General features: G+C 46.6%; 14 protein-coding genes. 5 read left to right on the top strand and 9 right to left on the bottom strand.

Translation table 11 applies throughout. The features are described 5' to 3' along the window. The first annotated feature begins 395 nt into the window (after positions 1–395). The 3 genes from NTX76_01970 (at position 396) to NTX76_01980 (ending at position 2,926) form a co-directional block, all read left to right on the top strand. Complete coding sequence (locus tag NTX76_01970) at positions 396–623, top strand: hypothetical protein (protein ID MCX7338035.1); 228 nt, start codon at positions 396–398, stop codon at positions 621–623. Beyond that, on the top strand, positions 562–1,311 hold the full coding sequence (locus NTX76_01975) for a hypothetical protein (GenBank protein ID MCX7338036.1): 750 nt from the start codon (positions 562–564) through the stop codon (positions 1,309–1,311). Before NTX76_01970 ends, NTX76_01975 begins: the two co-directional genes overlap by 62 nt. Before the next feature lie 868 nt (positions 1,312–2,179). Continuing rightward, positions 2,180–2,926 (top strand): ComF family protein, encoded by a 747-nt coding sequence (locus tag NTX76_01980; GenBank protein ID MCX7338037.1) that lies wholly within the window; start codon positions 2,180–2,182, stop codon positions 2,924–2,926. On the opposite strand, the gene NTX76_01985 is transcribed toward NTX76_01980, so the two are convergent. The 6 genes from NTX76_01985 to rpmF all read right to left on the bottom strand — a co-directional run bounded on the left by NTX76_01985 (position 2,923) and on the right by rpmF (position 6,666). Continuing rightward, positions 2,923–3,600, bottom strand: coding sequence for a glutathione S-transferase family protein (locus tag NTX76_01985; GenBank protein ID MCX7338038.1), 678 nt, complete (start codon positions 3,598–3,600; stop codon positions 2,923–2,925). The two genes, NTX76_01980 and NTX76_01985, sit on opposite strands and share 4 nt — an antisense overlap. A 206-nt stretch (positions 3,601–3,806) precedes the next feature. Further along, on the bottom strand, positions 3,807–4,160 hold the full coding sequence (locus NTX76_01990) for an HIT domain-containing protein (protein MCX7338039.1): 354 nt from the start codon (positions 4,158–4,160) through the stop codon (positions 3,807–3,809). After that, positions 4,150–4,446, bottom strand: coding sequence for an integration host factor subunit alpha (locus tag NTX76_01995; protein ID MCX7338040.1), 297 nt, complete (start codon positions 4,444–4,446; stop codon positions 4,150–4,152). Before NTX76_01995 ends, NTX76_01990 begins: the two co-directional genes overlap by 11 nt. Positions 4,447–4,461: 15 nt before the next feature. Continuing rightward, positions 4,462–5,400, bottom strand: a complete 939-nt coding sequence (locus NTX76_02000; protein ID MCX7338041.1) for a ketoacyl-ACP synthase III — start codon at positions 5,398–5,400, stop codon at positions 4,462–4,464. After that, positions 5,400–6,437 (bottom strand): phosphate acyltransferase PlsX, encoded by a 1,038-nt coding sequence (gene plsX, locus NTX76_02005; GenBank protein ID MCX7338042.1) that lies wholly within the window; start codon positions 6,435–6,437, stop codon positions 5,400–5,402. The genes NTX76_02000 and plsX overlap by 1 nt, the downstream gene beginning before the upstream one ends. Positions 6,438–6,468: 31 nt before the next feature. After that, a complete protein-coding gene (gene rpmF, locus NTX76_02010) occupies positions 6,469–6,666 on the bottom strand; it encodes a 50S ribosomal protein L32 (GenBank protein ID MCX7338043.1) in 198 nt (65 codons plus the stop codon). Positions 6,667–6,867: 201 nt separating this feature from the next. Here rpmF and NTX76_02015 point away from each other — a divergent pair, with 201 nt between their 5' ends. Next, a complete protein-coding gene (locus NTX76_02015; protein MCX7338044.1) occupies positions 6,868–8,040 on the top strand; it encodes a cation:dicarboxylase symporter family transporter in 1,173 nt (390 codons plus the stop codon). A 1,328-nt stretch (positions 8,041–9,368) separates the two neighbouring features. Here NTX76_02015 and tssG read toward each other — a convergent pair. Both tssG and tssF read right to left on the bottom strand, forming a co-directional pair. After that, positions 9,369–10,415: a type VI secretion system baseplate subunit TssG gene (gene tssG, locus NTX76_02020; protein ID MCX7338045.1), complete on the bottom strand. Its 1,047-nt coding sequence runs from the start codon at positions 10,413–10,415 to the stop codon at positions 9,369–9,371. Beyond that, positions 10,379–12,265 (bottom strand): type VI secretion system baseplate subunit TssF, encoded by a 1,887-nt coding sequence (gene tssF, locus NTX76_02025; GenBank protein ID MCX7338046.1) that lies wholly within the window; start codon positions 12,263–12,265, stop codon positions 10,379–10,381. The genes tssG and tssF overlap by 37 nt, the downstream gene beginning before the upstream one ends. Before the next feature lie 156 nt (positions 12,266–12,421). On the opposite strand from tssF, the gene NTX76_02030 reads away from it, so the two are divergent. Beyond that, positions 12,422–13,099, top strand: a complete 678-nt coding sequence (locus NTX76_02030) for an outer membrane beta-barrel protein (GenBank protein ID MCX7338047.1) — start codon at positions 12,422–12,424, stop codon at positions 13,097–13,099. Between the two features lie 186 nt (positions 13,100–13,285). Here NTX76_02030 and NTX76_02035 read toward each other — a convergent pair whose 3' ends face one another. Then, positions 13,286–14,131 carry a methyltransferase domain-containing protein gene (locus tag NTX76_02035; GenBank protein MCX7338048.1) on the bottom strand — a complete coding sequence of 282 codons (846 nt, stop codon included), beginning with the start codon at positions 14,129–14,131 and terminating at the stop codon, positions 13,286–13,288. Positions 14,132–14,645 lie beyond the last annotated feature (514 nt).

Genomic DNA, 14,645 nt, shown 5'->3' on the forward strand with positions numbered 1-14,645 from the left:
AGGTTTTTTTAGTTTTAGTCATTTTTGTGAAATTATAGTGTTTGTTTCCAATGCAATGAATCACAAAATGACGAATCAGATTAGTCAATAGTATATTAAATACATGGCTATACATATGGAATGCCTTTTTTTTTTTTTTTTGGAGAATGGGGCTTTTTTGATTATCGACTATGTCCACGAGTATCAGCCATTAATAAAAACTAAATCTGTTGAATTTAAACACAAATCACCACAAACAGCCAAGTGAAAAAGACGCGCTGCCTGTTCTTTCTGTTTTGTGCGCAGTGTATTTCATTTTTCTTATTGATTTGTTGGTGCTACCCCTTTAAAGTTCGTGCACCAATCACCATATGTTTTGCATAGACAAAATTTAATTCAGTACACGGGGCATTATAATGAATCAGTCCAGCAAAACACGTTTCCCAAAAACGCCATTTTTACCGTCCTTTTTGAAAAAAACATCCAAATTCGCCCTTGGGGTGGCGCTTTGGTCAACGGCATGTTCGGTGGCGCACTCTGCCGGTCGCGATCTTGAACAGATTGAATTGGCAAACCGGTTTGATGCGGCAGCGAACGCCGTTGTTGTGGCAATTCCGGCGGCCACCCCCCCTGACCACGGTTGATGATGCGTTGAGAAATCCAAAGATTGGCAAGGCCGCCCGTGAATTGATTCGCCTGGGGGCATTGGATCCGTTGGATGCCCTGCGCCCGATGGAGGTTTTGGGGGGATTGGCTCTGTTAGGTGCCGTTAATCATGCCTATTCTGGGGCACATCGCATATATAATGAATTTTCCAAAACACCCGATCAGTTTTATGGGGTGGTTCAAACGGCGCACCCAACATTGGTTAAGCTGGGTTATTTAACCCTGTGCGCCACGGCGGCAGCCTTGCCCGCGATAACCGCCTATATGATGGCCTATATAAATAGCTTGCCTGGTGGGCAAATTTTCAATTCTGATTTTTGTACGTGGATTTCCAATAATGACCCCAGCTGTATTGTGTCGGGTGGGGATAATTCAACACTTCCAGCATCCATTTTGAACGATACACTATCATCCGTGGGGTCAGCAATTTTGGATGTCGCGTTGGTAACCCTGAATGGTACAGACACCGGCACAAACAGCACGGGAATTGATACCAGCACCTATCTCGGTATCACAGGATACAATGTCGGTGGCATGGTCCGGGCGGGATTTTATGGCGTTGCGGAAATGGGAAAATATCTGCCCGGTATTATGGCAACGGGCATGGGGGTCTATCGTGGATTAAAAAAAAGGGGCAGGCTGGATTCAAAGCTACCGCGGCGCTGAATCATCTGTTATCGACGCTGACCAACGAATTGTTGATGGACAACGTCTGACGGAGGCTCATGGGAAAGCATCCCCCGAAACACTAAACACCCTATCGATGCTGGATGGATTTGCGCCCGATGATCAGGATGCGGACCCAATAACTCCATCGTGCTTTACGAGGATGAGTAATTATCTGCCCGCATCGATCGCAGGATGGATCATCCGGGGGAACTAGTTGAGGAGTCCGCGGGAAAGGAGGGGAAATCCCCTCCCCCCAATGCCGTTATTTATCGCTTAACGGGCGTGCGGGCAAAAACCTCAGCACCCTTTGCATCATCGTCTTCAACAACAGCTTCCTTTACTGGCGCATGCATACCTGGCTTGAACTCCGTCGCCTCAGCTTTCTTCTCCGTCTTGTCTTTTGCCGCATCATCAGCATGCACAGAAGAAGCACGCGCCCCCCACGGCTAAACCAGCCAAAACCAACGCGGATAACAATAATTTGCTTGTATCTAGTTTCATATCAATATTCCTTATATAATACGTTAAAATGACCGTTAACGGCTTTACAAAATCAATTTATAATTAATCCTATTGTTTATAATACAGTTCATATATTAAGAACCCCTTAACAGAATCATTTTTTTGTGGAGTTTGGTGAGAAAAAATCCCCCCGTGCTTTGCACGACCCCCTTTGTCAAAGGGGGTGATGGAGGCTGCCACACTGATCCTCTTTGTCAAGGAGAATTAAGGTGAATTTTTCAATTCCCTGTACTTTTTCCACTGTCAGTGGAATTATGTTGGATTTTTCCACAACCCCCACCCACTTTTACACCACCCACTTTTTCAGTATCTAACTGCTCCACACCTGGGCTATAGTGTCGCCATGATGAAAATGAATCCATTTCCACTGCTGATAAACTGGTTGATACCGTCAAACTGTCCGGGATGCCGCGCGTCGTCATGCCACCCGCATGAACTGTGCGCCGATTGCTGGAAAGGGGTTGATTTAATCACCGACCCATGTTGTCATTTGTGCGGCTATCCGTTTGATGCCAGCGCTCCCGAAACAACAATGGCCACACCGCTTTGTGACCGGTGCTATGACCGGCGCCCTCATTATGACCAGGTACGATCCGCCGCCCAATATGGGGGGGCCATTAAGCGGATGATCCTTCAGTTCAAACATGTGGATGCAACGGAATTGGCGCCTTTTTTTGCGAGGCTTTTGTATGGCGCGGGCGTGGATTTATTTCCATCGGCCGATTATTTGGTCCCGGTCCCCCTGCATTGGACACGATTAATGGGGCGGCTGTATAACCAAGCATCGACTTTGGCCCAGTGCCTATCAAACAGATATGACGAGGCTCCGCCGTTTGCATCCCTCATTCGTCGCATGAGAAAAACCCAAAGCCAGGGCCGAAAAAACCACCAAGAACGCCATGATAATATCAAGGGGGCGTTTTATGTGCCCAAAAAATATCATTCAATGCTTAAGGATAAAGTTGTGATTTTGGTGGACGATGTCATGACGTCCGGTGCAACGTTGGATGAATGCGCGCTGGTGCTGAAACAAGCCGGATGCAGGGAAGTCAGGGCCCTGACCATTGCGCGCGTGCCGCTTAAAAACTAAAAATCCAAATCGGCATAATGCGGTGATGGATTCAGGCCGGGGATGCGATCCTGCAGGAACGATCTAAAACTGGGGCGTGATTTTATACGGGCGTACCATTCGGTTGCCACGGGGTGCTTTTCCCATGGAACGTCACCAAAATAATCCACAACTGACAGATGGGCCGCGGCCGTAATATCCGCCACAGAAAAATCATCACCCGCCAACCAATTGCGACGGTCAACCAACCAGGAAATATAATCCAGATGATGATTGATTGCGTTTTTGGCACTCCGGATCAGCGCCGAATTGGGACCACTGTTGGATTCGCGCTTGATGTATCGATTGATCGCTTTTTCGAATACCAGGCACAGACTGACTTCTTGGGCGAATTTTCCATCAAACCAGGCGATAAGCCGGCGAACCTCTGCACGTTCGACCAATCCGTCGCCCATCAGGGGGTGAACGGGATAGGCTTCCTCAAGGTATTCAGTAATCGCCATGCTGTCTGCAATGACAGATCCGTTGAGATCAACCAACACAGGAACCTGCCCAGACGGATTGATTTTCAGAAATTCAGAACGTCGTTCCCAGAAACGCTCCACCTCTGGCGAGAAATCAAGTTTTTTCTCTGCCATGATTTGGCGGATCTTGCGTGAAAAGGGACACAATGGATAATGATAGAGAGAGCGCATAGGTTATTAATCTTTAATCTAAGTTCAACATGCGGTGGTTAAAATTGTTCAAAATTTCTGGGCTATTCTGGATGGCCACGTCGGGCTTCGCCCTCCTCGCCATGACGTCATGGCGAGTGAGCGGAGCGAACGTGGCCATCCAGTCCAAAATTTCCAGCTGACCAAAATAGTTTATACTAATTATAACCAATCAAGGTTATTTTAAATTATCTTAATCTCCCCAATTTTTCCCCACCAAGGATATGAATATGAAAATGAGGGACTTCCTGCCCGCCATCGGGTCCACAATTACTGATCAAACGAAATCCATTTTCTTGTAATCCCAATTCGGCGGCAACCGATGCAACACCTTTGTAAAAACCAATGATTTCATCGTTTGTTGCATTTTCTGTGAAATCAAGAAAGGAACTGTAATTGCCCGTTGGAATGATTAAGGCATGGACAGTTGCTTTTGGGTGGACATCAAAAAACGCACAATAATACGAATCTTCACTGATTTTTTTACAGGGAATTTCACCCCTTAGGATCTTTGCAAAAATATTGTTTGGATCATGGTGCATTGGAATCCTCTGTAAATTTTAACGTTTTGGATGCCCTCAGGGTCACAACGCGGCGCTTTTCGATCAAGGCGGGTTCCTTGGTGCGCGGATTTCGACCAGGTCGGGCGGCTTTATCATGAACAATAAATGTGCCAAACCTTGGGATTTTAACATCCTTTCCGCTTGCAAGGCAATCCGTGATCGTACTTAAAACGGCTTCTAAAAGCGCGGATGCTTCCTCTTTCTCGATGTCATTTTCCTGGCAAAGCATAGAAATAACATCAAACCGAGCTATGCATTTTGGCATTTCCAGGCGCCCTTCCTACCAGCGGATAAGGGCAGCACCCCAGGTTATTCCCCCGCCGGGCTTAATTCTGCCATCATTTGCCGCAGCAACCATCGCCAGCGGGATAGAGGCTGCCGATGTATTGGCGTGCCCCTGAATTGTTAAAACTGTTTTTTCCATGGGGATTTGGAATCGTGCGGATACGGCTTCGATGATGCGACGATTTGCTTGATGGGGGACAAACCAGTCAATATCACTGACGTCCAGTTTGTTATAGTCCAAGGCTTTTTCAATGGCTTGACCGATTTTTTCAACGGCGCTTTTAAAGATTTCGCGACCGTCCATCTTCATAAAGCCACGATTATTGGGGGTTTCTATGGAGTTATCGACATAAAGGCTGTCGTAACCATGACCGTCAGAAAACAAATGCGTTGACAGAATTCCGCCCGAATTATTGTTTTCCTCTGCTGTTAATAAAAGCGCCCCGGCGCCATCCCCAAAAAGAATACAGGTCGACCTGTCCTGCCAATCCACAATCTTTGAAATCGTTTCCGCACCAATTACAAGAACTTTCTTTGCCTGGCCGCATCTTATGAAATTATCAGCAACAGCAAGGGCGTACACAAATCCCGAACAAACAGCCTGAACATCAAATGCAAATGCAGTGATTGCCCCTAATTTTGCCTGAATACGGGTCGCGGTTGCAGGAAGCGGGTGATCTGGCGTCGTGGTTGCCAAAACAATCATATCAACATCAGATGCCGAAACCCCTGCTTTTTCTAGGGCCGCCATCGCCGCATGATATCCCAAATCAGAACACATTTGATTATCTTCGGCAATATGCCGTTGTTCGATTCCGGTACGCTGGCGGATCCAATCATCATTTGTGTCGATCGTTTCTGCAAGGGCAGCATTTGTGACCAATTTTTGGGGAAGATAGCTTCCAAACCCTATTACGCGTGAGGTAAAAATCACTATTTGGGGCCCTTTCCTTCGATATCTATTAAAGCTAACTGTTTTTCTATTTCCTGAATAAAGTCCCGCTTAACCAGATTAATGGCAACCTTAATGGCGTTAGCAAAACCAACCGCATTGGCCCCACCATGACTTTTTATGGCCAGACCCTTTAGCCCAAGGAACGGTGCACCATTGTAAAGGCTGGGGTCGATTCGTTGGCGGAATTGTTCAAATGCACCCTGGGCCAACAAGTACCCAATCTTCCCCCCTATTGAGGATGACAGAGAATTTTTCAAGACATCCCTGAATGATTTTGCTGTGCCCTCGATCGTTTTTAGGACAACATTTCCGGTAAAGCCATCGGTGACCACAACGTCCGTTGTTCCGGCTGCAATATCGTTACCCTCGATGTATCCATAAAAATTATCAGGGATCAGCTTTCGCAAATATACAGCGGCTTCTTGGACGATGGCATTCCCCTTTAGGTCCTCTACGCCCACATTCAAAAGCCCAACGGTTGGCTGGGCAACCCCCAACTGAAGACGCGCAAAGGCTTCTCCCATTAGGGCAAATTCCACCAGATTTTCCGGCGAGCAGTCGATGTTCGCGCCAAGGTCAAGGACAACGCTGCGCCCTCTTGATGTGGGAAATATACCTGTAATGGCTGGTCTGTCGACATCCTCCAAGGTTTTAAGCATAACCTTGGAAAGGGCCATATAGGCCCCCGTATTACCCCCGGAAACAACCGCATTCGCCTTGCCACTAACAACAGCATCGACAGCCATTCCCATGTTTGTTTTTTTGCCTAATCGAACCGCTGATGCGGGGCGTGTTTCGCTTGTGATGATTGAATCAGCATGGATAATTTTTGAAATATCAGCAAGATTTGGGTAGAGCTTAATCTGCGCTTCAATTAAATCAAAGTTACCATAAAACAAATAATCGATGCCATGCTCATCCAGGGAATAATCAGACAAAGCTAAACTGGCCCCCTTGATCACAACGGCTGGGCCAAAATCGCCGCCCATGGCATCAATCGCTAGTGTTACTCTCATACTCAATCCGCCAACTCATCTCTAGATCAGACTACTCAACCTCTGATATGTCTGATTTTGTTTTGAAAACTTGGCGACCGTTGTAATGTCCACAGGATTGGCAAACATGATGGGGCAATTTCTGTGTCCCGCAATTTGAACACTCTGCTGTATTGATGGACTTTAAATGGTCATGAGAACGACGCATACCTTGTCTTGATTTCGATGTTTTTTTCTTTGGAACAGCCATTTTACAAACTCACTTAATGAATGAAAATATTTTTAATGTATATGATGAAGCCTATATCAACCACCTTTAAGAATCAAGGATATAGTGTCGCTTTGGGTGAGTCTCATTTGGTGCGAACCCGTGCAGTACAGTTTATTCTTGCTTGCTGTGAAAATGTGCTTATATAATTAAAAACATATCTTTTATTTTGGAAGCGTTCTCGTGAGTTTTAGCCTGTTTAAAAGCCTGCCTGTCCAATTGATACTATGCCTGGTTGGTGGATTATTTTTGGGGGAGCACCTCAATAATGATACGATCAATATTCTTTATACAATAAGCTGCCTATTAAAAGAAATTTTAATGTTTGCGCTGCCGGTTATTATTTTCAGCTATTTGTTTGCTGCATTGCTGGCTTTTGAAAAACAGGCCCCGCTTCTTATTCTGACGATGTTGGTTTTGGTGACTATTTCCAATGCCCTAACCGCCTTGGCAGCCTATGGGGCTATGGCAGCAGCAGCACCATTTCTTGTTGGAACGGCCGTACAAATGATGGCTGCAGGCCCGGAATCGATTCATTCGCTTTTCGCGCTTAACCTGCCAACGATGCCACCCGAAAATGCCATGATTGGCGGGCTTTTGATGGGGCTGATCACAAACGCATTTAGGGGCAATCAGAAATCTGACTGTATCAAACAAATGGCATTCAAATTGCGGGATGGATCGACCTTTGGGTTGCAGAAATTGTTTATACCTTTGCTTCCGCTTTATGTGTTGGGATTTGTTCTGAAGCTGGATCGGGATGGTTCGCTTGGGACGCTGATTCAACATTTTGGTCGAATTTTTGTTGTGGAGTGCGTTGTGATTGTTGCATACGTGGTCCTGATGTATGCTATCGCTGCAAAATTCAACTGGTCCGCCTTTGCCCGTTATATCAAGGAAATGCTGCCTGCAGGCTTAACCGGGTTTAGTACCATGTCCAGCGCTGCCACAATGCCCGTAACATTGGCTGCAACCGAAAAAAATCTGAATGATCGGGAATATGCCGATTTCGTCATTCCAACGACTGTGAATATTCACCTTATTGGGGACGGCATTAGTATTGCCATTATCGCGTTGGCGTTGTTGCTTTTGTCTGGGCAGGGGCTGCCAAATTTCACAACATACCTTGTTTTTACTGTTTATTACTGCCTTGCTAAGTTTTCAGTTGCCGGCGTTCCGGGTGGGGGCGTATTTGTGGCCCTTCCTGTTATTCTGAAATATTTGGAGCTGTCACCAGAGACTGCAACCATGTTGACAACCGTTTATGTTTTACAAGACCCCATCATCACCGCAACAAACGTTATGGGGAATGGAGCCTTTGCCATCATCACGAAACGGTGGCTGCATTCAAAGTAATATCATTTATGGGAATGATTAGTGAGTTATTTGGATTGCTTCCTCGGGCTTCGCCCTCATCGCAGTGACGTCGTCATGGCGAACGAACGAAGTGAAGTGTGGCAATCCAGGAAACCCACTAATAATTTGTGCAAGTAGAGTCTAAGGATCACATGCGGCCTTTCAAATTTTGTTGTGGATCTTAACGGAATATTAAGAAAGATTTGCTATGTTGATAATAGAGGGCAACGATGTTCTCCCCCGTTTGACCCGATGGGTTGGACGGTCTTATCAACAAAAGAAAGGTAATTTGTTATGTTTAAGGAAAAAATCTCCAAGAAAATAGTGATAATGAGTTTGGTTGTGGGGGGGGGTTAGTCTCCGCAGGCAGTACGGCATACGCCGGCATGTGCCGAGACCTTTGCGCTACCGACACAGGGCAATCCTATTTCGGGGCTCCTTCCATCATCTCCGGCGCTGTTTCCAGCAGTAGTTGTTGTGAAGCGCGGTGTGTGGGCGTCATACAGAAGTCCCCGGTGGTTCGAAATGCACTCACGAATGGCGGCGCGTTAGCATACGCCCCGGAAATTGTGCCACCACTACCAGCGGTGAATGCCACCGCTGTACTAGGCGTATCATAATAGGTAATCCGATTCCGACGTAAAAACCTTCAAAACCTCGTGTTTTCCTAGGTAATCCTGGATTGCTCAAAGCTTACGCTCCTTCCAATGACGTCTTTGCGATGAGGGCGAAGCCCATTGAGCAATCCAGGCCTTAAAAACACTAGGCCCAATAAGGCTTTTTAGGGATTCTTACGTTGAGCTCATGCCATTTCCATAAATTATACCATTTTCATAAATTATACCATTTTCATGAATAATCAATCAATCAATCGTTCAGGCCCTGGATGGTCCCATCGGACTTCGCCCTCCTCGTACAGGGCGTCATGGCGAACGAACGAAGAGAGTGTGGCCATCCAGGAAACACTGATCTAACCTGAGTTCGACGTAAAAAGCTAATAAAACCCAGACAAAAGCAAGTTTCCCTATGGCTTGACCATAGGGTCCAGAGAAAAAAAACGACCATTGTGAGCTGGGGCAACCTATAGGTTTCCCCGGTCAAGCCGGAGGAAAACTACGGTGGGTCTTGTTTTGATATGGCTCTTATATCGAACTCAGGTTGATCTATAATTCATGAAAATGGTATTATTAGTGAGTTTCCTGGATGGCCACGCTTCACTCCGCTCACTCGCCATGACGGCGTCATTGCGAGTCCCTGAAAGCGAAGCGAAAGGGCGAAGCAATCCAGGAAACCCACTAATAATTTGTGCAAGTGGTATTACCCCAATCTCAGGTTAAGTTAATCCTTACAACCAGGTCACGTTCCGAAACTTTGCTTGCGGCCAACCATGTGTTATACCCAAGGGCAAAACCACGATTCAACCGCACCGGCTTGGCATCAAATCGATTTAACACAAGGCAAACAGAGATACCAATTCCAAGCCCAGCATACAAAAATGATAGATCCTTTAAACGATCGAATGGTGTTGGATCGATGGCAGCCAGGGCGGTTTTAAGGGGCAAGAAATCGCAAAACCTTCCCCACGACAACGGCCCCATCGTCAAGGTCACGCCAGCCCCCTGGTCCCAACATTTCTGCCCCAGGATCGTTGTTTTTCCAAGGGCATTGAATTTCCCCCGTCGACCAAGGGTGCTGACCTCGCTTGGATTAACCTCTCTCCATTGGCCCCGGAATTGAGTCAAACTTACCGGAACCTTGAAAAAGCTTTGAATCAGCTGAACCAACCCGGCGGCCGAATGGGATCGTTTCCACAAAAGATCATGATAAGACAGCAAGGTATCTTGTTCTAGACCGCCTGCCTTAAGCACGCCCGCCTGTTGCATACCACACAGGCTTAGGATCGCCTTTCCCATGGCTGTATTGTCTGATGTTTTATTCATCAGGGTCGGATTGATAACACGCCGCAGTCGGTACCAAAGCGATGCAAACCGATGATTAAAAATATCCAAAAAATCCCGAAAAGCAGTATCTTTTTGGCGGGTCCGTTGAATGACACTTTCCGTATAGGGCGTTGGAAGCGGTCCTTGGATCCCCGCGATGCTCAGGAAATTTATCCAAAAAGCCGGATTTTTTCCATCCTCGACCTGGGCTGAATGAACTTCGCTGATCGGAACCGACAAACTAACATAGGATTTAATTCGAACGGCTTCCAGGGTTGGGTTGTTACCCTCCCCCAATGGAACGACAATCTTTGCATCCGTATTTAGCGCAGCCTGTTCCAGCAAGCTAACGGCCTGGTAAAAATCAAATTCGTATGCACGTTGTTCCAAACTCTCCTTTACAGGGGGGTTTTCTCGCCAGGTAAGGGCTGCCATTTCATTCTCTCTTCTTGTTGTGAATTATTTTTCAAAATGACCTCGACAAAGGAATTAATGGATACGTTCAGGGCAAAATAATGACGCAATATTGACGCCAACATCACCCCTGAATCGCCACGCGGCATCTGATTGCTTGCCTCCAACGTAACCTGAGTCCCATTGACAAATCCGCGCCACCCTTCCTTGCCAAAGCGGTGGGTTACCTGGGTCGTTTTAAGGGCCACAATATGATCAATTTCTTTGAGTCGATGGGTATTGGATGACCCAACATACAGCTTTAATGTTTGTTTCAGATGCCGCAAGGCCCGGTCCCCACCTGTCAGGGACAAATGATTAACTGCCAGCTGTGACACCAGTCGCCATAACGTTTCCCCATCCACCGGTGAATAAACTTGGGAGGTTGGCTTATCCAAGCAAACAATGCGGGTGACGGGGGTGGCAGCCTCAATCTGCAAAAGCGCCCCTTGGGGGAGTTGTTCCGCCAAAAACCGGTTTGTGCATAACGTTTGGGCATAGACAATCTGCTGCGGGGGCAGGGTATAATTATACTGCAAATCAACAAATGACAGATCGATATCCATCCCTGGAATTCCACGCTCCCCGGATGGGGTCCGTTTGGCCATCCAATAAACGGCATCCGTGTCCGACGCAGACAGGCTGGCCTGTTCTGATGAATAATAGGGGAAGATTTCACTGGGTTCCTTTTTCCCCTCGTCAGCGGCCGATACCTTGATGATGCTGTGAATTTCGGTGGTTCGATCGCGGCGTTGATCGGGAACCAGGCGATAGGAAACTTTTCGTTTATCCAGGCGCAAGGGATCGGTAATTTTGCGAAATAAATTAATGATTGGGGTGCATCCCAACAGAAAATTGGATGGGGACAGGTTTTGTTGTAATAGGTTGCCACCATCATTAATGGAAATCAGGATATCAATTTCTTTTAACCCGTCTGTTGCTTTTCCGCCCATGGCATCAAGGCCACGATTTAAGTTTAAGATCGAAAAAAACATAAACTTATCGGGAAAATGGAAATATTCTTGCAACAACTGATAGGCATGAATCGAATGCTTTGACAGGGGGAGGGCAGCTTCAGCCCGATCGAACCCATCTGCATGCAGGGAATCTTTGGGTAACGAATGGGCTACCTGGTCCCCGGGCTTAGCCAGAAACACATGTGGATGCTTTTGGGCAAAAAGATTTTCATAAATAAGCGAACTGAGCATCGCATTGCCGCGGATGTGCAGTTGCAGCGCCTCCAGCGACAGCGCGGATAAATCCAACGATTTGCTTTCGATGTGCAGGCGTAAAAACCATCCGTCCGCACTATAAAGCAATTTTTGTTCGTAATCGCCCACTTGGTATTTGATATCATAATCCTGGCGCCGGACAAGGTCGACGCTTTTGATTTTTAGGGGCCACAACGTCACGGGATACACGGTTTGAAAGCGGCAGGTTATCCCCTCGCTTGCTTGCGCAACAAGCGTTGTTCCTTTGGGGACGGCATTCCCCCCTGTCATTTTGGCTTTTGCCGTGTCGGCCTGAAAATGCGCAATTGTCATCGATGGAATGGGCGTAATCAAATGGGGATACAGAACCTCTAATAATGAGGATGCAATTTGTGGCAAAGCATCGTCGATCTTTTGATTCAATCGCGCCGCTAAAAAGGCAAACGATTCCAGCAGGCGTTCCGTGTGGGGGTCGGGCGATTCTTTGTCGTTGAGTTCCAGGCGACGGGCAACCTTTGGGTATTCCTTGGCAAAAACGCCACCAGCATTTCGCAGATAGTGCAATTCATTGCTGTAATAACCCAGAAAGCGGTCTTTTTCGTTATCTTGGGCATTTGACACGGGAGAATTCCACATTTCGAAACATTTATTAAAATTATAGTGAATTTAAGATTTTTAACCAACAGATATTGTGTGGGGTTAGACAAGACCGTTGACGGATCCCAGATGGAATACTAAAGTTTGACATTATATTTTATTATTTTTTCAGGGATCGTTATGAAATTTCAAAAGTTTTTATATGGGGCGCTTCTTCTTGGGTCTGGCATAGCGCCAGCAACGGCAAAAATCGGGGGTTTTTATGTTGGTGCCCATGTTGGTGCAGAGGCACTGCAAGGAACGCACACCTATTCAAATGGTATCGGATCAAGTGGAAAACAAAAAGTCAGCGCATTTGGATACTTGGCTGGTCTTAGCGTTGGCTATTTAAAGCAGCTTCAAGCATCGCCAATGGTTTTTGGTGGAGAGATTTACGGCAGCATGGCCGGGCCAAAGGCAAAAAAGAACCTGCAAATCGTGGATGGCCCGATCGAGGGGAGCGCCACATTAAGCCACAAATATTCAATCGGGGGTGCTGTTATGGCCGGTGCTGCCATCAACCCAAAGATTTTAATGTATACAAAATTGGGGTATGAAATCGATAAGATAGCCATGGATTATACGTTTCCAACACAACCGACAGAAAAATATACAAAATCCTCGACGACTTACATCCCGGGGGCGGGCGTTCTGTATACGGTATCGCCATCTTTGTTGATTGGCGCAGAATACGGATATGCCATCATAAAAAAGATGCAGCCCCGCAAAGATGCCGTCGCGATCAATGGTGCAAGCCGGGGGTATTCGTTTTCTCCCGTTGCGCAGCGCGTCACCATTAAGGCCATTTACATGTTTTAGGTGACGCTATTTTTAAAAATGACTGGCGAGTTTTCTGGATCAATGTCATTCGGTTAGTGCGAAATTCACCCCAAAACAACACCCACCCACGTCATCCCACGACTTGATCGCGGGATCTATAACGGAATACATGGGTCCCGTGGTCAAGCCACGGGAGGACGGGAGGTGTTATGCAGGGAAATAGTATTATTGCACACTATACATATGGGTTTTTGATCCTGTGGGGCGCCAGCTCATGGGGATTTCAACAACCTCTGCCGGTCCAATATGGGGATGCTCTGAAAATGGCTTAGAGGTCAGAATCCGACATCCTGGTTTTACTGTTGCGACGATCTTGTCAAGGATGGCATCGACAACCTCTGGTGGAAAACACAAGGATGAAATATAAATCACAGTTGCGTCAGAAAAATTTGCATTAAGAACGTTTTGATGCTGGAATTCTATGGGGCGCTTTGCATTTAAAGCACCCGGAATCGTGCGAAGTTTTTTCAAGGCTTCCTGGGCAATATCATCGCGTGTTTTTGAAATTTCGATTCCGACATATTTCTTTGCTGACGACACAAGATAAAGCATCATCAACGCGCGCCCCGTCCCCGATCCCAAATCATAGACAATGTCCGTTGGGGCGATCTTTAAAAGCTTGGCAGCGCGTATGGCGCCGACAGGCAAAAGCTCTCCGTAAGTTGATTTGCTACCGCTTTTTTCAATGATGGACTTTTCGCTCTCTGGGATTTCGAATCCAATCTTCATCTGATCCTTTGGAAAGATTTGATCAATGATGCTCTCCATCCGTTTTTGTTCAGGGGAAATAATTTCTGTAGAGGATTCCTTTGATGCAACCCCCTCGGCTTTTTGAGCTGGCTTGGCAACTGATTCTGATGGCTTGTCTGCTGGTCTTTGCTGTGGAATTTCTACCGCCGGTGGCAAAGTGATGCCCTGGCCCATAAAATGTTTGTTTGTGTACAAACCCAATCCACCAAGGATTAGAATACCTCCGATAATCAGTGGAACTTTTTTTGAACAACAGCGCATCCTGTGCTTCTCCTGAAATAGTACAATCCATTTGATAGGCTAATTGTATGATACTTTTCGTTTATTGAACAGCTTGTTCTGTGTGGATTCATGTTAAGCGAGGTTGACGCAGACTCTTATTCGGCTCAGATCAAACACTATTGTCCAGGTCCACATACACGCGCGAGATCGAACTGAGCCCCAATCCGCACAGAAATGGGTCAAAATTAAAAGTGTACGGGCTCACATCAAATGGGGCGTGATTAAAAGTGAGACACTGGCTTTAATAAAGAAATGCAACAGGCCTTTAGCCCTGATGAGCAGTCGCTACTGTTATTTATGGCAAAAGGTTCGGTCTTTATTCGATGAATGGAAGGTCGGCAGCCTGGAATCACTCTATCTGGCTTGTGTTCCAACCACCTCCCAAGCCTACTTTATAGGCCATGCTGGTCCTTAATCCATTTATGTTAACCCCTATAACCACAAACCCTGATTTTAAGAAACTGATACGCTTGTAGAGACACCTAAAGGGGTG

Source organism: Alphaproteobacteria bacterium (genome assembly GCA_026400645.1).
Taxonomy (GTDB): domain Bacteria; phylum Pseudomonadota; class Alphaproteobacteria; order Paracaedibacterales; family CAIULA01; genus JAPLOP01.